Source organism: Lactococcus sp. DD01, from assembly GCF_001578715.1.
Classification (GTDB): domain Bacteria; phylum Bacillota; class Bacilli; order Lactobacillales; family Streptococcaceae; genus Lactococcus; species Lactococcus petauri.
Map to the genome: position 1 here is coordinate 1274047 of NZ_KQ968939.1, position 23130 is coordinate 1297176.

Annotated in this window: 24 protein-coding genes and 1 pseudogene; 8 read left to right on the forward strand and 17 right to left on the reverse strand. The window is 39.0% G+C overall.

All coding sequences use genetic code 11. From position 1 onward, the window contains the following. Positions 1-12: 12 nt before the first annotated feature. From LACDD01_RS06160 to tmk, 6 genes are all read right to left on the reverse strand, one after another. Positions 13-855 carry a transporter substrate-binding domain-containing protein gene (locus tag LACDD01_RS06160; protein ID WP_019291346.1) on the reverse strand — a complete coding sequence of 281 codons (843 nt, stop codon included), beginning with the start codon at positions 853-855 and terminating at the stop codon, positions 13-15. Between the two features lie 129 nt (positions 856-984). Beyond that, positions 985-1848 carry a 16S rRNA (cytidine(1402)-2'-O)-methyltransferase gene (rsmI, locus tag LACDD01_RS06165; RefSeq protein WP_061414155.1) on the reverse strand — a complete coding sequence of 288 codons (864 nt, stop codon included), beginning with the start codon at positions 1846-1848 and terminating at the stop codon, positions 985-987. Further along, positions 1848-2189: a DNA replication initiation control protein YabA gene (locus LACDD01_RS06170; RefSeq protein ID WP_016171014.1), complete on the reverse strand. Its 342-nt coding sequence runs from the start codon at positions 2187-2189 to the stop codon at positions 1848-1850. Before LACDD01_RS06170 ends, rsmI begins: the two co-directional genes overlap by 1 nt. Positions 2190-2213: 24 nt before the next feature. Then, complete coding sequence (gene ricT / locus LACDD01_RS06175) at positions 2214-2987, reverse strand: regulatory iron-sulfur-containing complex subunit RicT (RefSeq protein ID WP_061413776.1); 774 nt, start codon at positions 2985-2987, stop codon at positions 2214-2216. A gap of 12 nt (positions 2988-2999) precedes the next feature. Next, on the reverse strand, positions 3000-3863 hold the full coding sequence (locus LACDD01_RS06180) for a DNA polymerase III subunit delta' (protein WP_061413779.1): 864 nt from the start codon (positions 3861-3863) through the stop codon (positions 3000-3002). Positions 3864-3888: 25 nt separating this feature from the next. Next, positions 3889-4518 carry a dTMP kinase gene (gene tmk, locus LACDD01_RS06185; RefSeq protein WP_019293861.1) on the reverse strand — a complete coding sequence of 210 codons (630 nt, stop codon included), beginning with the start codon at positions 4516-4518 and terminating at the stop codon, positions 3889-3891. A 209-nt stretch (positions 4519-4727) separates the two neighbouring features. On the opposite strand from tmk, the gene yycF reads away from it, so the two are divergent. From yycF to LACDD01_RS06200, 3 genes are read left to right on the forward strand one after another with little or no spacing between them, the layout of a single operon-like run. After that, complete coding sequence (gene yycF, locus LACDD01_RS06190) at positions 4728-5429, forward strand: response regulator YycF (protein WP_003133894.1); 702 nt, start codon at positions 4728-4730, stop codon at positions 5427-5429. After that, positions 5422-6840, forward strand: a complete 1419-nt coding sequence (locus LACDD01_RS06195; RefSeq protein ID WP_061413781.1) for an ATP-binding protein — start codon at positions 5422-5424, stop codon at positions 6838-6840. The genes yycF and LACDD01_RS06195 overlap by 8 nt, the downstream gene beginning before the upstream one ends. Continuing rightward, on the forward strand, positions 6837-7649 hold the full coding sequence (locus tag LACDD01_RS06200; protein ID WP_061413783.1) for an MBL fold metallo-hydrolase: 813 nt from the start codon (positions 6837-6839) through the stop codon (positions 7647-7649). The genes LACDD01_RS06195 and LACDD01_RS06200 overlap by 4 nt, the downstream gene beginning before the upstream one ends. A gap of 49 nt (positions 7650-7698) precedes the next feature. On the opposite strand, the gene groL is transcribed toward LACDD01_RS06200, so the two are convergent. The 7 genes and pseudogenes from groL to LACDD01_RS06235 all read right to left on the reverse strand — a co-directional run bounded on the left by groL (position 7699) and on the right by LACDD01_RS06235 (position 12012). Further along, a complete protein-coding gene (gene groL / locus LACDD01_RS06205; RefSeq protein ID WP_003133890.1) occupies positions 7699-9324 on the reverse strand; it encodes a chaperonin GroEL in 1626 nt (541 codons plus the stop codon). Positions 9325-9352: 28 nt separating this feature from the next. Beyond that, positions 9353-9634 (reverse strand): co-chaperone GroES, encoded by a 282-nt coding sequence (gene groES, locus LACDD01_RS06210; protein ID WP_061413785.1) that lies wholly within the window; start codon positions 9632-9634, stop codon positions 9353-9355. 115 nt (positions 9635-9749) lie between these two features. Continuing rightward, a pseudogene (locus LACDD01_RS06215) lies at positions 9750-10267 on the reverse strand (ClbS/DfsB family four-helix bundle protein). Between the two features lie 56 nt (positions 10268-10323). Continuing rightward, positions 10324-10713 (reverse strand): single-stranded DNA-binding protein, encoded by a 390-nt coding sequence (locus tag LACDD01_RS06220; protein ID WP_061413787.1) that lies wholly within the window; start codon positions 10711-10713, stop codon positions 10324-10326. A gap of 69 nt (positions 10714-10782) precedes the next feature. Continuing rightward, complete coding sequence (gene ytpR / locus LACDD01_RS06225; RefSeq protein WP_019293856.1) at positions 10783-11406, reverse strand: YtpR family tRNA-binding protein; 624 nt, start codon at positions 11404-11406, stop codon at positions 10783-10785. Position 11407: 1 nt separating this feature from the next. Next, the gene (locus tag LACDD01_RS06230) at positions 11408-11728 is read right to left on the reverse strand and encodes a thioredoxin family protein (protein WP_061413790.1); all 321 of its coding nucleotides are present in this window, start codon (positions 11726-11728) and stop codon (positions 11408-11410) included. Continuing rightward, on the reverse strand, positions 11725-12012 hold the full coding sequence (locus LACDD01_RS06235; protein WP_029343529.1) for a hypothetical protein: 288 nt from the start codon (positions 12010-12012) through the stop codon (positions 11725-11727). The genes LACDD01_RS06230 and LACDD01_RS06235 overlap by 4 nt, the downstream gene beginning before the upstream one ends. A 200-nt stretch (positions 12013-12212) precedes the next feature. On the opposite strand from LACDD01_RS06235, the gene pepA reads away from it, so the two are divergent. Both pepA and LACDD01_RS06245 read left to right on the forward strand, forming a co-directional pair. Further along, positions 12213-13280, forward strand: coding sequence for a glutamyl aminopeptidase (pepA, locus tag LACDD01_RS06240; RefSeq protein ID WP_019291359.1), 1068 nt, complete (start codon positions 12213-12215; stop codon positions 13278-13280). A gap of 109 nt (positions 13281-13389) precedes the next feature. Then, complete coding sequence (locus LACDD01_RS06245) at positions 13390-14073, forward strand: phosphatase PAP2 family protein (protein ID WP_061413792.1); 684 nt, start codon at positions 13390-13392, stop codon at positions 14071-14073. Positions 14074-14089: 16 nt separating this feature from the next. Here LACDD01_RS06245 and LACDD01_RS06250 read toward each other — a convergent pair whose 3' ends face one another. The 3 genes from LACDD01_RS06250 to LACDD01_RS06260 form a co-directional block, all read right to left on the reverse strand. Further along, a complete protein-coding gene (locus LACDD01_RS06250; RefSeq protein WP_061413796.1) occupies positions 14090-14494 on the reverse strand; it encodes a methylated-DNA--[protein]-cysteine S-methyltransferase in 405 nt (134 codons plus the stop codon). Further along, positions 14484-14993 carry a methylated-DNA--[protein]-cysteine S-methyltransferase gene (locus LACDD01_RS06255; protein WP_061413802.1) on the reverse strand — a complete coding sequence of 170 codons (510 nt, stop codon included), beginning with the start codon at positions 14991-14993 and terminating at the stop codon, positions 14484-14486. The genes LACDD01_RS06250 and LACDD01_RS06255 overlap by 11 nt, the downstream gene beginning before the upstream one ends. A gap of 78 nt (positions 14994-15071) precedes the next feature. Next, on the reverse strand, positions 15072-17495 hold the full coding sequence (locus LACDD01_RS06260) for a transglycosylase domain-containing protein (protein ID WP_061413804.1): 2424 nt from the start codon (positions 17493-17495) through the stop codon (positions 15072-15074). Between the two features lie 135 nt (positions 17496-17630). Between LACDD01_RS06260 and tyrS the strand changes: the two genes are divergently transcribed. The 3 genes from tyrS (at position 17631) to LACDD01_RS06275 (ending at position 21651) form a co-directional block, all read left to right on the forward strand. Next, positions 17631-18890 carry a tyrosine--tRNA ligase gene (gene tyrS, locus LACDD01_RS06265; protein ID WP_019294209.1) on the forward strand — a complete coding sequence of 420 codons (1260 nt, stop codon included), beginning with the start codon at positions 17631-17633 and terminating at the stop codon, positions 18888-18890. A 124-nt stretch (positions 18891-19014) separates the two neighbouring features. Next, positions 19015-19482 carry a hypothetical protein gene (locus LACDD01_RS06270; protein ID WP_061413807.1) on the forward strand — a complete coding sequence of 156 codons (468 nt, stop codon included), beginning with the start codon at positions 19015-19017 and terminating at the stop codon, positions 19480-19482. 78 nt (positions 19483-19560) lie between these two features. Continuing rightward, positions 19561-21651 (forward strand): cation:proton antiporter, encoded by a 2091-nt coding sequence (locus tag LACDD01_RS06275; RefSeq protein ID WP_061413809.1) that lies wholly within the window; start codon positions 19561-19563, stop codon positions 21649-21651. A 20-nt stretch (positions 21652-21671) separates the two neighbouring features. Here LACDD01_RS06275 and LACDD01_RS06280 read toward each other — a convergent pair whose 3' ends face one another. Further along, positions 21672-23099: an MFS transporter gene (locus LACDD01_RS06280; RefSeq protein WP_019294211.1), complete on the reverse strand. Its 1428-nt coding sequence runs from the start codon at positions 23097-23099 to the stop codon at positions 21672-21674. Positions 23100-23130 lie beyond the last annotated feature (31 nt).

The following is a 23130-nucleotide window of genomic DNA, read 5'->3' on the forward strand; positions in this document are numbered from 1 at the left end:
TTCTAGCACTTTTTATTTGTATTGCTCCATTCCGGGTACCTGATCTCCCCCAAAATATTTTTGAGAAAGTTCTTTCAAGTATCCATCTTCAGCCATTTTTTTAATCTCTTGGTTAAGATCTTTTTGAAGTTGTGTTTGACTATTGTCAAGGATATAGTAAGTATAGGTCTTGAATTCAGGATATTTTTCAAGATCTGTAGGTACTGTATCAGATACACCTGTTACAGCATGTTCTTTAACCAGATTTTCCGCAGCAGATTTTGAAGCAAAGATAAAGTCCATTTGTCCATCAGAAAGAGCTTGTAAACGTTCTGCCAAGCCGCGTTTTGAATAATCTACGGTAATTTTTTTATCAGGATGTGCACTATTCCACTGATCCATAATGTCACCATAGTTGGTCCCTGTTGGAATCTCGGTTTTCTTCCCTACAAGCCCTTCAATGGTTGTGATTTTATCTTTATCATTAGAGAAAATCGCATTAATGCCTTGCGTTGTGGGGAAACTAAAGAGATACTTTTCCTCACGCGCCTTTGTTTTACCATAAATATTCACACCGATATCTGCACGTCCTGCATCTAGAGCTGCAAGAATAGCACTGTCATCGTATGTTTTAAAGTCAAATTTATATTGAGGCAAATTTTCATCTGCTTTTTTGAGAATATCATATTCATAACCTGTCAGCTGCCCATCCTTCGTATACTCGTAAGGATTTGATGATCCAGAGATTGCCACATTGACTGTGGTCGTTTTTTCTTGACCGGCGGTTGTACTTTTATTCGAATTCGAGCACGCTGCTAGTAGAGTAACACCAGCTGCACTCAAAGCCAATAAGGTTATAACTTTATTTCTTTTCATTATATCTCCACTTCCTTTTTACTTACGTTTTGATTTTAACATAAACTAAACAATTTCCTTTTTTCTACGCTTATAAATAAGTGCTACATTGATAAAATAAAAAAACAACCTAAAGTTGCTCTTTCTATTTTATAAATCATGATACTGTGCATAAAGATCCTGCCGCACCAGCTCACGCTCTTTCGCCACTTGCTTGATGGCTAAGTTAGGTTTTATTCCCGATGCAACCAGAAGTTGAACAGCTTCTAATGCTGTAGTCTCATCCTCTGAATTATCCTCAACTTCTCCATTGAAGCCAGCAACGATAATTAAACATTCTCCCTTAATCGGTTGCTCTTTTAAAGAAAGTAAAACTTCTGAAATTTTACCTCGACGATATTCTTCATAAATTTTGGTTAATTCGCGTATTAAGGTAACGTCTCGATTCCCATAGATCTGAGCCATATTTTCTAAAGTTTCTGCGACACGATAAGGAGACTCATAAAAAATCTGCGTTTCAGGATAGGTCATTTTAGTTTCCAAAAACTTCTTCTGTTCACCTTTTTTACGAGGTAAAAAGCCGTAAAAAATATGAGGCTGTGGGACTAATCCAGAAGCGATAAGACCTGTTATTCCAGCTGAAGCGCCTGGTAGGGCTACTACATCGATATTTCGCTTAATGGCTTCCACAACTAAATCATGACCTGGATCAGAAATTGAAGGCATACCTGCATCTGAGACTTGTGCTAGCGATTTTCCTGACATAAGAAAATCTAAAAGCTTCGGAATTTTATCAAAGGAGTTATGCTCATGAAAAGACTCTTGAGCCACCTTGATTTCAAAATGATTAAGTAATTTTTGAGTGTTGCGTGTATCTTCACTTGCTACCAAATCCACGGTTCTTAGGGTTTCCAAAGCACGTAGTGTCATATCCTGCATGTTGCCGATAGGTGTTGGCACTAAGTAAAGCTTACCTGCGCTTTTTTCACCTTTAAAGCTTCGTTGTATATTCATCATCTGTACAAAAGCTCCAAGCAGTCCAAGCAATTTTCACCATCTTGCAAACGCTCTGCATAATGTAAATGACACACATGAAAGCCTTCATTAAAAATTTGAATCAGATTTGGATTAGGTTCATCTTTTGACTTTGAGCTAGCTTTTTCTTCTTTTTTCTCAATATGCGCCAAACGTTCGCGTAATTTTTCATTTTCCATGCGAATCGTTGCATTTTCTTTTAAGGATTCATCCAGTGCATCCCGTACCGTTGAAATTTGGCCCAGTGTATAAGCCAAACTTTCCTCCAACAGCCCCAGTTGCACATAAATCTCATTTTTATCGATCATCATTTCCCCCATAACTTACCTCTATGTCAATTCTTCTTAAAGATTTACCTCTGAAATATCAAACTCTTTTATTGTATGCTCTAAGCGAAGCTTAATTTTGTTATTCAAAATATTAAGACCAATAACTTTCCCCTCACCATCTACAGTCGTAATATGTTCACCAAAATCAGGAAAATTTTTACGTGCTTCCCTATAAAACTCATCTTCATAAGACAAACAGCACATTAAACGACCACAAAGACCATTCAGTTTGCTTTGTTTTAAAGAGAGCGACTGATTTTTTGCCATCTTAATAGAGACATTCGGAAATTCGTAAATAAACTCCGAACAACAAAGCGGTCGTCCACAAGGACCAACACCGCCATACATTTTTGCAGCATCACGCGCTCCAATCTGACGAAGCTCAATTCGCGTACGAAAAGTCGCAGCTAATTCTTTAAGTAAAGCTCGAAAATCCACTCTATTTTCCGATGTAAAGGACACAAAAAGCTGACTTTGGTTTAAATTATAAGCTGCATTTGTAACCTTCATGTCAATCCCACAATCTGCAACAATTTGGCGAATCTTCGTGCAGGCTTGTTGCGAGAGCTGCTCTGTCGTACAAATCAACTCTTCATCTGCTTCTGTTGCTGCACGAACAATTTCTCCGGATGTATCAACATTTTTATCTTGTGGGAGTTGCTTCATTACTCGACCATAAGTCTTGCCTTTTTCGTTTTGAATAATGACTTGCGTTCTTGGTGCAAATGTTTCATGACCACTTACAAAGGTATTTTGTTCTCCATGTGTAAACTCTACTTCGTAAATCATATTATCTTCTTCCTATTTCAGCACTATATATTCCAAACAAGATCCAAAGCGCACATTACTTTTCCACATTTTTTCTGCTTGAAAGGTTTTTTGAACCCATTTGGACATCTTTTCTTGATTAAAAAGCTCCAAGAGCAGAGAAAATACTAAAGTTTGTTTCTCCTTATCCTCAATATTTTCTGCAACATTTGTTAGATAAAGAAATGCTTCCCGTCGATCCGTCTTAACTAATTTCAGCAATTGTTGGAGTTTCTTCAATGTATCATTAAACCAAGTGGCTCCACTTAAATCCTGGGCTTCTTCTACCGAGTTACAAACCCGACTCAGTAATTCTGCCTGTGTTTTTAAGACACCATTTTGTTCCAACGTTTCTTGCATGTAGGCACTATTTTTGGGGAAGCTAAAAACTTGTGTCCGTGATTTAATGGTGGGTAACATGAGATTATCATTTTCTGTGAGCAAAAAAACATGTGTTGCATTATCAGGTTCTTCAATGGACTTAAGTAAAGCATTTGCCGCATTGCTGTGCATTTTTTCAGCTTCAGTGATAATGACCACTTTCTGAGCGCCTTCAAATCCTGACTGACTAAAAACTTCCGACAAATCCCGAATTTGTCCTGTTTTTATAGTTTGACCTTCCGGACGAATAATGTGTAAATCGCTAAATTCATCCCTAGCAACTAAACGACAGTGACGACAGTTCTCACAAGGTAAATTGTCCTGTAAATTTTCACAAAAAATAGCCTGACTCAGCCAAATAGCCATATCCAAACTACCAAAACCCCCACTAAAGAGATAAGCATGGCTCAGTTTATTCACACGTAAGATATGCTTAAAGCGTTCAAAAAGTGCGGGTTGAATATCTGCAATTTTCATGAAAACTCCTTAGTTTGAAATTTTATTACAAACAAAATTTCTTTTTGATGACTGTTAACGTGTCTGCAACAACTTTGTCAAGTTCTTGACTGGCATCAATCGTGACAAAGCGCTCAGGCTCATTCTTAACAATTTCTAAGTAACCTTGTCTGACTTTACGATGCATCTCAGCACGTTCGAGATCAAGTCTATTGACTTCATCTGCTCTATTTTTCATAATTCGTTCAAGTGCAACATCTGTATCAATATCGAAATATAATGTCAAATCCGGTTTAAGACCATCTGTTGCAAATTCATTAAGCCAGTTTACAGGTTCAACACCAAGTTCACGTCCGTAACCTTGATAAGCAACCGATGAATCAATAAAACGGTCAACAATTACCATCTCGCCTGCAGCTAGCGCTGGAAGCATTTTTGTTTGCATGTGTAGACGACGTGCCGCAGCAAACAGCATCAGCTCTGTCTTACTGTCAATTTCTGTATTTTCTGTACTTAAAATTATATTTCGAATCTCTTCTGCCACACGTACACCTCCAGGTTCACGTGTCGGAAGGACTTTATAAGACGATTTTTCTAGTTCGGGAAGAATATTTTGTAAAACGGTTGTTTTACCGGCCCCATCTGGCCCTTCCAAACTAATTAATATTCCATTCATATCTTATATTATAGCAAAAATAAAAAGAAAAAATATGGGAAAAATGTTCTTTTATAAATATTGTTTACTATATAAGTTTCTTATTTTACAAATGATTTCACTTTTGTAAAATTCTATATTATGGAAGGCTTTACCTTGCTATACTACTGTAATAATTGTATAATGAGAAAAGCAATTAATATTATATACATCTAAGCGAAAGGATTATCATGAAAAAAATTCTTGTTGTTGACGACGAAAAACCAATTTCAGATATTGTAAAATTTAATCTCGTCAAAGAAGGGTATGAAGTAGTCACTGCTTTTGATGGTGAAGAAGCTCTTGAACTCTTTGAATCAGAAAAACCCGATCTTATCTATCTTGATTTGATGCTTCCAAAAATTGATGGCCTTGAAGTTACACGTCAAATCCGTAAAACTTCTGAAGTCCCTATTTTGATGGTTTCTGCTAAAGATACAGAGTTTGATAAAGTTATCGGCCTTGAACTCGGTGCAGATGATTACATCACAAAACCATTTTCAAACCGTGAACTACTTGCTCGTATTAAATCAAACTTACGCCGCATGACAAACGTTCCTGTTGAACAACCAAAAGATTCTAAAAAAGAATTGGTAATTGGTAACTTACGTATCAACCCGACACATTATGCCGCATATAAAAATGAAACACAGCTTGACTTGACACACCGCGAATTTGAATTACTCTATTATCTTGCACAACATCTGGGTGAAGTTATCACACGTGAAACTTTGCTTGAAACTGTTTGGGGCTACGATTACTTCGGTGATGTTCGTACTGTTGACGTAACTGTTCGTCGCCTTCGCGAAAAAGTTGAAGATACTCCAAGCCGTCCTCAATACGTATCTACACGTCGTGGCGTTGGATACTATATGAGCGAACCTCATGAATAAATTTTTTAATTCAATAGTACTTAAAGGAGTAGTGATTCATCTACTTCTTTTTGGCATTTTTGAGATAGTAAATAGTCCATACTTCCTCACACACACTACTGCACTCTTACAGTTTTTCATCTTTTATCTGGTCACCTTAAGTCTTCTTATTTGGTATCTCAGTCGCTTGGCGCAAACGGCAAATAAAATATCTCATCAAGTGGATGATTTTTTGCATGATAACTATGAAAATCGCCAAATTTCTAAAGAAAATAATGAGCTCTCAGTAGCTTACAATAAATTGTTATTACTTGGACATGAAATCGAAGATCGGCAAGAACATTTAGAGAATCAGCGCAACCAACTGGAGAGTATTTTAACCTACCTTGCCGATGGTGTCATCACTACAGATAGGCATGGGAAGATTAATCTTGCTAATCACGCAGCACTGACTCTTCTTGATCAGTCAAACGAGTTAATCATTGGTAAAGATTTGATTGATATTCTAAATATCTCCGACAAATATTCTTTTCATGATTTACTACAAAAAGAGCCCGAACTCACACTCAATGCCATCAATTGTGAAGGTGCAGCTGTTATCCTCCGCGTAAACTTTATGCTCTTCCGTAGCGAATCAGGGTACATTTCTGGGATTATTGCTGTTCTTCACGATACAACGGAACAAGAAAAAACAGAAAGAGATCGCCGACTTTTTGTGTCCAATGTCTCGCATGAGTTGCGCACCCCTTTGACTTCTGTCAAAGCTTACTTAGAAGCGCTCAATGATGGGGCCCTAGCTGAACCCGAGGTTGCTAGTCACTTCGTGGATGTTTCACTTAACGAAACAGACCGAATGATTCGGATGATTGGGGAGCTTTTAGAACTCTCTCGTATGGACCAAGATAAAGTTAAACTTCATACTGAAATTATCAACTATGTCGATTTTATCAACTATATCCTGGATCGTTTTGATCAAATTATCGAAAAAAATTACAATAACTTTAAGATTATTCGTCAAATACCTCAACAAGAGATTTGGCTTGAAATCGATACCGACAAGCTTTCGCAGGTTATTGACAATATCATCAATAATGCCTTTAAGTATTCTCCAAAAGGTGGAACAATTACCGTAAGCGTCTGGTGTGAAAACAACAAAGCATTTACTTCTATTGCCGACCAAGGTATGGGAATTCCAAAACCTGCTTTAGCCAAAGTTTTTGACCGTTTTTATCGTGTCAATAATGCTTCAAGAAATAGCCAAATCGGTGGTACAGGCTTAGGCTTATCTATTGCCTATGATATTATGAAACTCCACAAAGGTGATATAGTAGTCACTTCTGATGGTAAAACTGGTTCAACTTTCACCCTGTCTTTCCCTTACAGTGATGAAATTAATCAAGAAAATAACGACTGGGAGGATTTTGCTGAATGAGCACTGAATCAGCATTTAAATATTCAATTTTAGCATCAGGAAGTACTGGAAATTCTTTTTACTTGGAAACACCTGAAAAGAAAATTCTGGTAGATGCTGGATTATCTGGAAAAAAAATCGAGAGTTTATTAGGAGAGATTGACCGAGACATCAAAGATATCGATGCACTCCTGATTACTCATGAGCATAGCGACCATATCAAAGGAATTGGTGTTCTTGCCCGAAAACACGGTATTCAGCTTTACGCCAATGAATTAACCTGGCAAGAACTGGAAAGTAAAAACTCACTAGGAAAAATTGCGAGTGAGCAAAAACATATCTTTGAAATGGGCAAAACTAAAACTTTTGGCGATATCGATGTCGAAAGTTTTGGTGTGAGTCATGATGCTATCGCGCCCCAATTTTATCGTTTTATGAAAGATAATAAATCCTTCGTATTACTTACAGATACAGGTTATGTAAGTGACCGTATGCGTGGTACAATCGAAAATGCCGACGGCTATCTTATGGAAAGTAATCACGATATTGAGATCCTCCGTATGGGGGGCTACCCTTGGAAAACAAAACAACGTATTCTCAGCGACCAAGGCCATTTATCTAACGAAGATGGTGCCGAAGCTGCTTTTAATGTTTTAGGAAATAAAACGAAACGCATCTTCCTCGGTCACCTTAGCCTGAATAACAATATTCAAGAGCTTGCACATATGACCATGGACGGTTTTCTGGCGCAACATGATGTTGATACCAAACGTGACGTTCATATTATTGACACTAGCCATGAGCATGCAAGTAAACTCTATGATATTTAGACAGTATTTACAGCAATAAAAAAAGACACGAATTCGTGTCTTTTTATTGTTACATCATACCACCCATCATTGATGGATCCATAGCTGGAGCTGCTGGTGCAGCTGGTTCTGGTTTATCAGCAACGACTGCTTCAGTCGTCAAGATAAGTCCTGCTACTGAGGCCGCATTTTGGAGGGCTGAACGTGTTACTTTAGCCGGATCCACAATACCTGTCTCAATCATTTCAACCCATTCACCAGTTGCGGCATTGAAACCAATACCTTTTTCTGCTGATTTAAGTTTATCAATAATGATTGAACCTTCGTAACCTGCATTAGCCGCGATTTGTCGTACTGGTTCTTCTAATGCGCGACGTACAATTGTGATACCTGTTTGCACGTCCCCTTCTTCTTCAAGACTGTCAAGGGCAGAGATAACTGTAACAAGGGCAGTACCTCCACCAGCAACGATACCTTCTTCGACGGCTGCGCGTGTTGCATTAAGTGCGTCTTCAATCAAAAGTTTTTGCGCTTTAAGTTCAGTTTCTGTAGCGGCACCGACTTTAATCACAGCGACTCCACCAGAAAGTTTAGCTAAACGTTCTTGAAGTTTTTCACGATCAAATTCTGAAGTAGTTTGTTCAACTTGAGCTTTAATTGTTGCTACACGAGTAGCAATAGCATCTGCTGAACCAGCACCTTCAACGATTGTCGTATGTTCTTTATCAACAGTTACTTTATTGGCTTGACCAAGTGCATCTAAGCTTGCATCTTTAAGTTCTAAACCAAGCTCTTCCGTAATTACTGTACCACCTGTGAGGATTGCTAAATCTTCAAGTTGGGCCTTGCGGCGGTCACCAAAGCCTGGAGCCTTAACCGCTACAACATTGAAAGTACCACGGATTTTGTTCAACACGAGGGTTGGTAATGCTTCACCATCAACATCATCTGCCACAATAAGTAAAGGACGATTTGTTTTCAAGATTTGTTCAAGTAATGGTAAGATTTCTTGAATATTTGAAATCTTCTTATCTGTGATCAAGATATATGGGTTATCAAGGTTGGCCACCATTTTTTCATTGTCTGTCACCATATATTGTGACAAGTAACCACGATCAAACTGCATACCTTCTACAACTTCAAGTTCAGTTTGCATACCTTTTGATTCTTCAATAGTAATAACACCATCGTTACCAACTTTTTCCATGGCATTTGAGATATACTCTCCAACCTTTTCTGAACGAGAAGAAACAGAGGCAACTTGTGCAATAGCTTCTTTACCAGATACTGGAATAGATAATTCCTTGAGTGCTTTTACTGCTGTTTCAGTTGCCAACTCAATACCACGACGAATGCCCACTGGATTAGCTCCGGCAGTTACGTTCTTCAAACCTTCACGAACAATCGCTTGTGTTAAAACAGTCGCTGTTGTAGTACCATCACCCGCAACATCATTTGTTTTTGAGGCCACTTCACTGACTAATTTTGCCCCCATATTTTCAAAGTGATCTTCTAATTCAATTTCTTTTGCGATAGTTACACCATCATTCGTGATAAGTGGACTACCATATGATTTTTCCAGAACAACATTGCGACCTTTAGGACCAAGTGTTGTTTTTACTGTATCTGCTAAAATATCAATACCACGAACCATTGCTGAACGAGCATCTGATGAAAATTTAATATCTTTTGCCATTTTTTATTATCTCCTGTCTTTATTTTCCTTAAACAATCGCAAGAATTTCAGATTCTTTGATAATCAAGAAATCTTCGCCTTCAAATTTTACATTTGTACCGGCAAACTTTTCAAAGAGAACTGCATCACCAACTTGTACTGTTGGTGCAATAACTGTACCATGAGGAGTTGTTTTACCTGGGCCTACTGCCACAACTTCTGCAACTTGTGGTTTCTCTTGTGCTGCTGAGGCCAAGACGATCCCACCTAAAGATTTTTCTTCTTCCTCTTTTATACGCAATACAACGCGATCCGCTAAGGGTTTCAACATGTTATTCCTCCATTTTATGTTATTTTAGCACTCTTTAAGTTGGAGTGCTAATTTATATATCTTATTTTACCGCGAAGGTCAAAATTAGTCAAGAAAAAAACTTCTTTTTTATTTTTTAAATCGTTTTCTTATGAAGCCTGAGTTTCTTCAAGGCCCACTCGTAATGTGAAGCCAATGATGACTGAAAATACTGCGCTAAGGATGTTGTCCCAGTCCAAGGATAATATTGCTTCGTATAAAGCTCTTCATCTGAAAAATGTTGCAATAACTGGATAGTTCTTAAGTGGCTTGTAGCAAGTTTTTCCTTTATTTCTTCATAAGGAGTAGCTTGATGCTTTTCCCAGATTTCTTGATTCATTGTCGCATAGTTTTTCCAAGTATAGGGTGTGGGTAAAAAGCTTTGAAAGTTTCCTGAAACGTTACTTTTTACAAAATTTTGTAAAAGTACTTGCCACTCATAAAGATGGGCATACACTTATCTCGCCCCCAATGTGCCTCTTTTCCCTTCTCTTGGCCAAAGCCAAAAGTTGCTGTTTGTGCCTCTAAAGGTAGTGCGTCAACCAAATGACACAGCTTTTTCCAGTTTTCTTCTGAAAAGGAAATCAACTCTTTTTTCGTTTTTGCCTTTACCATTTTTCCCTCCTCACTTTCCTGTTCTCATCCTATCAAAAGAAAACGCTTTTTTCAATTTAAAACGGTAATTCATCTTCTTTTAAATTAAGAGCACTATTTTCTATAGAATCTTGTCGCATGGCAACTGTCGCGCGACTTTCCAAAAGGTCAAAAGTTTTTACCAACACTTCTGTCACATAGCGTTTTTGTTCCTGCTTGTCCACATAATTCCTGGTTCGTATCTCCCCTTCCACAACAAGTAGGGCGCCTTTTTTAGCATAGGATGTACAGTGTTCCGCCTGTTTCTCCCAAAAGACCAAAGCGACAAAGTCTGTATCTTTTTCACCTGAAGCATTTTTATAGCGTCGTTTGACAGCAAGATTTATTCTCAATAGGCTTTTCCCATTAGATGTTTTAGTGAGTTCTGGATCTGCAACGAGTCGGCCAACAAGTAACGTTTTATTCATTTTGACACCTCCTTACTTTTTGTACGAAAAAAGACCTCAGCTTTCACTAAGGTCTTTATTATTTTATATTTAGGCTTGCCACATGCTTGTTGCATCAAAAGCTGATCCAGCTTCTAAATCTGCATTCAATTCGATGATACCACGAACTTGTGGTGCATTTGGTAAGTCAAGCTCTCGTGCCGAGCACAGCATGCCATAAGAAGGTACACCACGCAAAGCACCTGGCCAGATTAAAGAACCAGAAGGCATCATTGCACCAGGTAAAGCCGCTACTGTTTTCATACCAACAACGGCATTAGGAGCACCACAAACGATTTGAACTGGTGCATCTAGACCAACTTCTACTTGGCACACATGTAAATGATCGCTGTCTGCATGATCCTCCATCGTTAAAATCTCAGCGACTACAAATTTAGGTTGGCCATCATATGTAAGCTGCTCGTCAAAGCCAGCTGCCTTAAGTTTTACATTAAGTTCCGTTACTTGATGCTCAGATAAATCATTCTGTCCTTGAGCCAAATCTGGCCAGTCTTTTTTTATATCGAAAATGTTCCAGCCCACTGTTTGTCCTGTATCTTCACGGAAGATACGCGCAACATCCGCCTTACGTTCGTAAGTTACTTCTGCGCCCTCATTGTTTGCCACAATCAGCATGAGGACATCACCAACATTTTTATTATACGTTGCAATCATTTTATTTATCTACACCCTTCAAAAATTCACTAACTTCTTCTTTAGTTTTACGTAGCTTATTCACTAAGCGTCCTGTTTCTTTACCATTTTCAAGTGTCACAAAGCTAGGAATACCCATGATTCCCCATTCAATAGCCAAGTCCATGAATTCGTCACGGTCAACTTCTACAAAGTCAAATTCTGAAAATTCAGCTTCTAATTCTGGCATTTTTGGTTTGATAAAAGTACAGTCTGGGCACCATCCTGCAGTGAAAAACAAGACATGTTTACCTTCTGATTTTACAATTTCAGCTAGTTCCTCATAATTTTTTGGAATAATCATAAATACTCCTCTCCTAATTCTGTAATTTCTAAGGTTTCTCCATCAATTTCAAAATTGATGTTTTGGTTTGCTCCAACAATCACGCCACCTTTATAAATAGCTCCGCGATCTGCCTCCTCAAAGATCCATACTGTTTGAATATCTTGGTCAGCAAAAGCTTCACGTACTGCTTGAATAACCTCTGCCCGCAAATTTTCTTCAACGTGTTTATAACTCTGATAGAGCACTCGCGCACCAGCTACACCAGCCAGCAGCCCTAAACCAACTTTCAAATATTTTTTCATATAAAAAATTTTAACATAAATTTGAGTATATTAATACTTATAATTACTGTTTCCCCTCAGATCAGTTCCGCTTTTCTATAAATCCCCTAAAACTTATCCGTCTTTAAAAATTATAGTTATTAAATAGCATTAGGACAATACTATTATATACGGCTTTTAAATGCTACAATAAGGGAGTATAAAAAATCAAAGGAGACGAGATGACTCTATTTAACAAAATTAAAGAAATAACTGAAATTCAAGCAACAAGTGGTTACGAAGCACCAATGCGTGACTATCTTCGTGCCCGTATGGTGGACCTCGGCTACACACCTGAAACTGATGGTCTGGGCGGAATCTTTGTCACTAAAGAAAGTAAAACAGAAAATGCGCCTCGTGTTATGGTTGCAGCTCACATGGATGAAGTCGGCTTCATGGTGTCGTCAATTAAGGCAGATGGTACTTTACGTGTAGTCACTCTGGGTGGTTGGAATCCTTTAGTTGTTAGTGCACAACGCTTTACGCTATTCACACGTGATGGTAAAAAAATACCTGTTGTGACTGGTGGCCTGCCACCACATCTTTTACGTGGAGCAGCGGGCGCACCTGCTATGCCACAAGTGGAAGATATCATCTTTGACGGTGGTTTTATGAGCAAAGAAGAAGTTTTAGAATTTGGGATTCGTCAAGGTGACGTCATCGTTCCTGAATCTGAAACAATTTTAACTGCTAATGGTAAAAATGTCATCAGTAAAGCTTGGGATAATCGCTACGGGTGTCTTATGGTCTTAGAACTTTTGGACTACCTTAAAGACAAAGAATTGCCAGTAACCTTGATTATCGGTGCAAATGTTCAGGAAGAAGTTGGCCTTCGCGGTGCCCATGTTTCAACAACTAAATTTAAACCTGAAGTTTTCTTTGCTGTTGACTGTTCTCCTGCAACGGATACTTTTGGAAACGACAATGGTCGTCTTGGCGAAGGCTCGCTTCTTCGTTATTACGACCCAGGTCATATCATGCTGCCTGGTATGAAGGACTTCCTCCTCAACACAGCAGAAGTTAATGGTATCAAAACACAAGCTTATATCTCAAAAGGTGGAACTGATGCTGGTGCAGCACACTTGCAAAACGAAGGTGTACCTTCAACAACTATTGGTGTGTGTGCCCGTTATATCCATAGTCACCAAACTATCTTCAACATGGATGATTTCACAGAAGCGCAAAACTTTATCCGGGCTATCGTTACGAGTCTAAACCAAGAAAAAGTAGCAGCCATTAAAAACTACTAATAAAAAAGTAAAAAAAGAGGTCCTGAGCCTCTTTTTTTAGTCATTCAGTTTTATTTCAGAAAGAAAAAGTAAAATCATAAAGCACCAAATATGAATTTTAGGGAAATTTATGAATAAAAAACTATACTATACTACTGGTTTACTTACTCTGGTAAGTTTTATCACACTGACTGCCATTGTAAAACTTTCTTATACACACGCACCTATTCCAAGCATTGATTCGCATTTACAGACAGTGGCTTGGCATCTTCAAAACAATGAATTTTTGGTTCAAATTTCAAGTGTAATTGCTAAATTTCTAGGTGACACAATGGGCGCTATAATTGGTCTTGTTATTGCTGCTATTATTTTTATCAAAGATAAGGTTTCAGCAATATGGTTAGCTCTGGTAGCCGGAATTGCTGTGGGGGGAAATACCTTGATTAAATTAGTTATTGGCCGTGATCGCCCTGACATTCATCGTATTGCCGCCTTTACAGATGAGCCAGGAAAAAGTTTTGCCAGTGGACATACAACTTTTGCTGTAGTACTCTTTGGCTGTCTCTTTTTTATCCTCTTACACTATCTCTCTTCTGTATGGAGCAAAACATTAGTTGGTTTTGTCGCTGTGGGGTTAATTTTTTTAACAATGTTTTCACGTGTACTTCTTGGGGTACATTATCCTTCGGATACTTTAGGCGGCTTACTTTGGGGGCTTTCAGTCATCTGCCTCACTTATCCAACTTATCTTCATTATAAAAACTCAGAAAAACCTCAACCTTATATACCTAAAAGCATGAGAAAAGCTGATTAAAGCTAAAAAGCTTTGACTATATGTCAAGCTTTTTTTCATAGTTGAGTATCTTTTGCTTAATATCTACTGCTGCTTCTTGACCCATAAAACCGCCCAAGCTGCCATCTTTACGCGTGACACGATGACATGGTAAAATGACAGGCAAAGGATTACGTGCTAATGCCTGCCCCACAGCTTGTTGTGCTTTAGGACTTCCGACACGCGCAGCCATTTCCTGATAACTTATAGTCGTTCCCGCTGGAATTTTGGAAAGTTCTAACCAAACAGCTTGTTGAAATGCTGTTCCTGTGGTCAATATAAAGTTCTGGTTCTTATTAAGTGCTTCGTAAGTCGTCTTTTCATGTTGGTCATCGAAAAAAACCTGGGTAATCTCCCCCTTAGCATTGCGCTCTACAGAGAGTGGAATATTCTCATTCAACATAGGTATTATTCTCCTCAAAATCCAACAGCCATTCTTTACGCCATAGTCCTCCAGCATAACCTGCCAGTTGCCCGGAGCTTTTTTTCAATCGATGACATGGAATCACGATTGCAAAGGGGTTGGCTGCATTTGCTGCCCCTACTGCAATACTGGCTTGCGGATGCGCGAGTCCTTGTGCGATTTCTTTATAGGTTCTTGTTTGCCCAAACGGAATGTCTTCAACTTTTTTCCAGACTTTTTGCTGAAACTCTGTACCTTGCACAGCTAAAGGGAGTTTAAAACTTTTTCTTTTTCTTGCAAAATACTCTTGCAACTCTTCTTCAAGTTGACATGAAATCGGAGTTGGATGTTCCAATATAATAGCATTCTGTCTTGCAATCTTCGCCTGTAAATTCTTATGCTCTGTAAAGCCTAAGCGATAAAGAAACTGCGCATCACTGATACTTATCATTTGACCAATAGGTGTGTCAATATAGTTTTTATAGAGGCGCTTCTTCATGTCCTTATTATAACATAGTTCTCTCACCCAGAAACTACCTCAGAGCAAAAAAAGAGAGCGAATACCCTCTCTTTTTTACTATTTTCTAGTTCCTAAAATTCTGTTCCACGCGTCATTATAATTCGCCTCTGTACCACCAATTCCAAACTTGAATTGTGTCACAGGTGCTCCGTTTTTAGCCCAATAACTTGTGGTTGTTTCACCGGAGACTTTAACATTTTTAAGATTCCCTCCGGTTACAGTGCCTGGTTTTTGACCGGTCGACTTAAGAACAGTGCTCTGAATCACATCTGGATCTTTACTTGGTTCTGGGAACTTTTCACCAGGACCAAACACATTTGGATCCGCTGCTGCGATTGCATTGACCAAGTTTGCCATATATGTACCATTATTGACCGCAGCTGTCTTGCTGCCCATCGGCGTATTATTATCATGACCAATCCAACCTCCAAGGGATACTTTAGGCGTTGAAAGCATGAGCCAACCGTCTACATAATCATTGGAAGTACCTGTCTTGCCTGTCCAATCCACGCTACTTGCAAGTGTTGGATTAATGGCCTGTAAATCTTGTAAAAAGTTTGTTGTACGACGACTGACATCATAGGTCAAAACATTACGTAAAAGATCCTCAGTAATTGTTGATGTTGCTTGTGAAAAGACTCTCTCTGCTTGACTCTTATGTTCGTAGATATCTTTACCGGAGTCGTCTTTTATGCTTTGGACAACATAGTGTGGCTCATAAACCCCGCCATTAGCTAAGGCTTGGTAGCCATTGGTATGTTGCACCACAGTTGGCTCAATACCACCACCGAGTGGAAGAGATTCCACACTGTAGTCTGGCACATAATAGCCCATCTTCTTCATGTAAGGTTCCACGCTATTGCCAGAATCAAGAATGGCTTGATAGGTCCAATGCGCAGGGATATTCCATGACACGCCTAAAGCTTCATTAAGACTTACCATTCCGGTTCCTGTTTCGCCAACGTGCAAGATTGGAGTACCGTCAGAGAAACTTGCTGGATAGTTACTCAGCATACTTGCTGACCCAATCAATCCCAAATCAATTGCTGGTGCATAAGCTAAGATTGGTTTAATCGAAGAACCTGGACTACGCTTCGTATCAAAGGCATGATTGTTTTGATTGGTTGCATAATCTAAACCACCAATAAAGCCAAGTACTGCTCCTGTTTTATTATCCATGAGTACATTTCCGGCTTGAACTTCACCTGTACCGTCCTGTAAAATACCGCCATACTGCGCTACTGCATTTTGCATGGCATCATACACACCACGATTTATTGTTGTTGTGATAGTATAACCACCAGTTTGTAAGGCTTGTGCGGCTAATTCACGATATTTTTGCTTGGTGCTATCATTTCCTTGTTCTGTTGCCGAAACCTTGTCCCTCTTAATCAGATAATCATAGACGTGATTAAGGGCTTCACTGTACACAACATTATAAAGATAACCATGTGCTACAGAATCTTGTGGTTGTGAAGGCAGAAACGCTTGCGAGATATCCACAGCACTGTATTTTTCGTAATCTTTTTGAGTCAAATATCCTGCACGATACATGTTAAACAGGACATTTTGTTGACGAGCTAAGCCATAAGAGAGTAGCTCTTTTGATTTGAGCGAACCATCCACATTATAAGGAGAGTAAACAATTGGACTTTGTGGTAATCCAGCAATAAACGCTGCTTCTGGCACGGTTAAATCTTTAGCAGACTTACCAAAAATCCCTTGGGCAGCGGCTTGGACACCCGCAATATTTTTCCCTTGATTATTTCGCCCAAATGGTGAGACATTGAGATAATCCGTTAAAATTTCATCTTTACTTAAATATTGATTAAGCTGCAGTGCATAAACAATCTCGCTGGCCTTGCGTTGGAAAGTGACACTGTCTCCAAGAGACTGCTGTTTTACCAACTGTTGCGTAATCGTTGAACCACCAGAGCTTGTACCGCCACCTACGGCACCCAGAACGCCTCGAATTACTGCTTTGGGCACAACACCACTGTTCGTCTTAAAGGTTTCATCTTCTGTCGCAATCAGAGCTTTTTTCACATTTTCTGAAATTTGGTTGCTTGCTACATTAATCCTTACCAAATCACTGGAAATATCAGAAATATTTTCACCATTACTGTATTTCATGACTGAAACACCGTGAATATTATTAACCTGCTCGAGAAGTTGCTCCTTGCTTGGAACTTTGGTATTTTCAACAAGGCGAGCAAAATATCCCACACCTGCCGCAGCGCCAAATACACCAACTAAAAGAAAAAGCACACCAAAAATGACAACTACTCCACGCACGACTGAAAAAATAGTCTGAAGTGTTGTCTTCCCTTCTTCTACATCTGCTTGAACTTTTTTAGGTTTTTGAGGCTTTTTCGGAGAATTTTTACGACTTTCCTGCGTTTTGCTGGCACGCTTTTTCTCCATTTTAGCCTGCAAACGTGCCTGTGCACGTTCCTTCGACTGTTCTTGATCTTTTTTCATAATACATATTATACCAAACTTAGGCTCTTTTTTCGCCCCTATTTTTCCTTTTTTTTGATATAATGAGAACGTTAATCTAATTACTGAGAGAAACTATAACAAAACTGTCAGTATTAACTAAATTTAGGAGGTAACATGAATATTTTTGACGAACTAAAAGAACGTGGTCTGATTTTCCAAACCACTGATGAAAAAGCTCTTCGCGAAGCTTTAACTGAGGGCATGGTAAGTTATTATGTTGGTTACGATCCTACTGCTGATAGTTTACACCTTGGTAATCTGGTCTTAATTCTTACAATGAAGCGTCTACAAATGGCTGGGCACAAACCTTATCCATTGGTTGGGGGCGCTACTGGACTTGTTGGCGATCCATCTTTCAAAGATGCCGAACGTGGCTTACAAACGAAAGATACTGTTGTAGCTTGGGCTGATAAAATTCGTGCTCAGTTGGAACGTTTCCTTGACTTTGAAAATGGCGAAAATAAAGCTCAGATGGAAAACAACTACAATTGGTTCGAAAATTTATCTTTTATTGATTTCCTTCGTGATGTCGGTAAATATTACACGATTAACTACATGATGAGTAAAGATTCAGTGAAGAGTCGTATCGAATCAGGTATCTCTTACACCGAGTTTGCTTACCAAATTATGCAAGGTTACGATTTCTACGAGCTCAACCAACGTCATGGTATTACATTACAACTCGGTGGTTCTGACCAATGGGGCAATATGACTGCCGGCACAGAACTGCTCCGTCGTAAGGCTGGAAAAACTGGACATGTCATCACTATTCCATTGATTACAGACTCAACAGGTAAAAAATTTGGTAAATCTGAAGGAAATGCCATTTGGCTTGATGCAGATAAAACGTCTCCGTTTGAAATGTATCAATTTTGGCTGAATGTTAACGATGATGATGCTGTAAAAATGCTCAAAATTTTCACTTTCTTATCTCTTGAAGAAATTGCTGAAATCGGTGAGAAATTTGAGGCTGCACGTCACGAACGCTTAGCTCAAAAAGTACTTGCCCGCGAAGTTGTAACTCTTGTTCATGGACAAGCCGCTTACGAGCAAGCTGTAAAAATCACGGAAACTTTATTTGGTGGCGGTGATTTGAAAGCTCTTGATGCCAAGTCAATCCTTTCTGGCTTAAAAGATGTACCAACATATCAAGTGAAAGCAGACGATAACCTCAATATTATTGAACTCTTGATTTCTGCCGGAATCGAAAATTCAAAACGTCAAGCACGTGAAGATGTAACAAACGGTGCGATTTACATCAATGGTGAACGTATCCAAGATTTGGATTACACCTTCTCTGATGGAGATAAAATCGACAATCAACTTACTGTTGTTCGCCGTGGTAAAAAGAAAAATTTCATCTTGACTTATTAAGTTAAGGTCTAATATTTAAGGAGCAACAGGGAATTCTCTGTTGCTTTTTTAATCCAAACGCATTATTTTTCTAATTGAATCATGATATAATAGAGTTTAAGAACAAGATTATAAGGATAATAGCATGCCTGATAAAGATTTTGAACAAATGCTGAGAGATTTACGTGAACAGTATTTAGAAAAAGAAGAAATTACAGAAGAACCCTCTGATTCTGAAAAAAGTGAGATTTATACTCCAGTTTCACAAGAGGAAAAAAGACACAAAATACTTGAATCACTTCATCTTCTCGAAGAGAAGAAACTTTTCTTGTCTCAAAAACTTAAGGATTTCCATCAGCAAGATGCTAGTTATGAACAAATATCAAAGCTGAAACATCAAATTGAGGCTCTCAAGTATAAACAATCTCTTCTGCAGCAAAGGCTTGAATATATCGACAGCGGTGAATCAGACTTCACTAAAAAAGAGAAGCTTAAACGTCAATTAACAGAGCTTGAGATCAAACGCTGTCGCGCTCTCTTAAGTAAAAAGAGCTGTGCCAAAATCGATCAGAAGATTAATCAAAAAAAGGACCTTTTCAAAAAGATAAAGTAACCTTTTAGCCTTATAACCAATATGCTGTACTTTTAATGCAGCTTCTTGCTCTAAAATAGACGAAAGAAAGGAAAATTTGTGCTCCATACTATTTTTTATGTCATCATTTTTCTTCTTGCTCTAGTTATTTCAAATATCATCAATAAAGTTTTCCCAAAGTTGGCTCTCCCGCTGATTCAAGTCGTGATTGGGCTATGTTTGGGCTTTTTAGGTGCGTCAAAACTTTTGCAGGTTGACCCAGAATTCTTCTTGGGCTTCATCATTGCTCCTTTGCTTTTCCGTGAGAGTGAAGAGGCAGATGTCAAACATATCTTTAAACATACTCGAACGATATTAATGCTTATCTTCCCCTTAGTTTTCATTACAACTATTGGTTTAGGCTACTTAACGCATTTCTTTTATTTATCTGTACCTTTGGCTGCTTGTTTTGCCTTAGGGGCTTCATTAGCACCAACAGATGCAATCGCTGTTGCTGCCTTATCTGAACGTTTTAGTTTCCCCAAGCGGGTCATGAGTATCCTTACGGGTGAAGGCCTGCTGAATGATGCTTCTGGTATCATTTCCTTCCAGATTGCGGTTCTTGCGCTGGTCACTGGGGAATTTTCCCTGACTCATGCTTCTGCTGACCTTGTAGTCTCTGCAATCGGGGGCGCACTGGTCGGTTTCATCCTAGTTTGGATGAAGTCCTTTATTCTCAGAATTCTTGAGGATGTCGATGCCCGAGATGTTACAGGTTACCTTATTTTGGAGCTTATGCTTCCTTTATCTGCATTTTTAATTGCTGATATGCTTGAAGTTTCTGGAATCATCGCTGTCGTTGTCGCTGGAGTCATGCAAGCCAACGGTCTTAAAAGGACCACGCTTTTTGATGCCCAAGTCACAAAAGTGAAAAATACTATCTGGAATTTGCTAACCTTTGTTTTAAATTCAACAGTCTTCCTTTTCCTCGGGATAGAGTTACATCAGCTTGTTTTTCCGCTCATTGCTGATCCCCTTTACTCTACGACTTCTCTTTTATTCATGGTTTTACTTTTAACCATTGGTCTTTTTGCCCTTCGCTTTTCCCTGTTGGCTGTTTATTATCGTTATGTATCTCTGCGTCGCAATCAAAGCTTTTCTGCTTACTGGAACGATATCTTGTTACTGACTTTTGCTGGCTCCAAAGGTACCGTCAGCATTGCCACTGTCCTTTTGTTGCCACGGACAGTAGATATCCCGCATAGCTTAATCATCTTTCTCTGTGCAGCAGTTACCGCGCTCAGTTTTTTAACTGGACTATTTGTTTTACCTTTAATCGCTGCCAAAAAAGTTGTCAAAGTTGACAAAATGGTAAAAATTTCTATCTTAGCCGATGTCGTTCGAGAATTGGAAAATGATCTAAAACAAGTTACAAAAGAAAAAGCGCGCCTTGGTTATAATATTGCTATCGATAGCTATCAAGACCGCATTCAAAAACTCATCATCGAGCAAGAAAGTTCAAATACTTCGATTGACTTTAATGAATTGCAATTGCTTATCGTCCGTCTTGAAGCTGAGGGACTGGAAAATGCCTTGAGACAAAATGAGATTTCCATGTACACCTATCGAACTTATCAGCGATACCTTCATTCGATGGAACAATCCGTTGCGCATAATTTGGTTTCAAGTATCCAGTTTGCTTCGGCCATTTCCATCCGTGTGCTTCATTTTTTCTTCTCAAGAATTATCCGTCTAGATTTCAGTTTCCGTAAAACAAGGCCAGATAATGCTACAACACATCGTGAAATTACCGAGCTTTACTTTTCTAATACGGAGTTAGTCCTTCAAGCTTTGGACAATCTGGAATCAGTTTACGATGAGCGTTTAATCCATTATCTACAAGCAGAACGTTTACGCTCCGCAGAGTTTGTTGCCCGCGGTGGCTATATTACTGGTATTTTACATCGTGCGCAGCCTAATAATCTGAAAGAGATGATGCGTGCTTACTATCTTGAACGCAAAACCATCTTTGAGTATGAATCCCGTGGTGAGTTAACGATCGGCGAGGCAAAAGTCTTACGTCAAAATGTAAATACTTTAGAGGATTATTCCCTTGCAAGTAATCATCATACCTTACTCTACGACTTTATTGAAAAGAGACGTAAAAAAGTTCAAAAGACAACAAACAATGAACTTTCAACAAATAAATGAAAATAAAAAAACACCGAGCTTTATCCTTCGCTCAGGTGTTCTTTTATTTTTTTACGCCCTAAAAGACGAACGCCCGCCAAAATCCAAGAAATACTTGTCAGGACAAGTGAGCATACGAATGCCATGTGCATTCCCTGTAAGAAGGTGTCTGGATGCTCTGGCAAATAAGTCCTTACCGTATAACCAAGTTGACTGGACATGGAAAGGAACAAAATAATGGTTGCTACAGAAGTTCCTAAAACAAAAGCCATGTTCCGAATCAAAGAATTCACAGAGCCTGCTATTCCTAAATACTTACGTTCTACTGTCTCCATGATTAAAGCATTATTAGGACTTTGGAAAGCCCCCATTGAGGCACCTTGGAGTAAGAGAATCGCAATCACCCACCATTGTGGCGAATCTGCTCGAATCAAAAGATAACCAATCTGAGAAAGAACAATCCCTGAAATCCCCACAAAGGTAATTACTTCCTTATCTATTTTATCTGCGAGTGCACCTGCTATTGGGCTCACAATAAGCATGGCAGCTGGATAGGCCATCATGATAAATCCAGCCGCACCAGGCGCATAATCACGATAATCTTGCAGATAGAAAGGAAGCAAGATGCTAGCAAACATCGCAACAGTGAAGTTTAAAAGTGACATCAGCAGACTCAAAGAAAAGAGTCTGTTTTTAAAAATCCCCAAGTCAAGTAAAGGTTTTTCCTTTCGGCGCTCCGTAAAAATAAAGCTAACAAAAAGTATAAAGCCAAGAGCCACGCCGAGAAGTAAGAGCGGATTATTCCATCCTAAAGTTTGGCCAAAATTCAAAGCCATGAATAAAAGAACGATCACAGCAGTCATTTGTAAACCACCTGACAAGTCAACTTCTTTTATAGAGCCTTGACCTTCATCTTCTGGTAAAGCCCGACTTCCAAAAATCCAGGCCAATATCCCTATCGGAACATTAATCCAAAAGATATAATTCCAAGAGGCAACTTGTAAAATTAAGCCGCCCAAAGCTGGTCCTGCGATCGAGCCGACAGATACAAACATGGAAGTGATAGACATCGCACGCGCTCGACTTTCAACAGGAAAAACCTGCGCCACAATCCCAAAACTTGTTGCCATAAACATGGAAGCTCCGATAGCTTGCACAACACGTGCAAAGAGTAGGAACGGTAAGCCTAAGCCGATGTTTAGCCCAGCCAATAACGAGCCGACAATAAAAATCGTCCAGCCCCATCTTGTTACGGTTGTTTTCCCAATCAAATCCGCAAGTCGTCCAAAAATAAGGATGATTGCACTGATAACGATCAAATAAATTGTGACCACCCACGTAATCTGTGAAGTTGACACATTTAGCTCACGCGCCATTGTTGGTAAGGCAATATTTACAATCGAGCCGTCTAAAGTTGACATGAGTGTAAATAAACCAATGGTGAGCAGCACTTTTGTTCTATTTTTCATTTATTTCCTTTCTATTTACCTACAAAGAGAC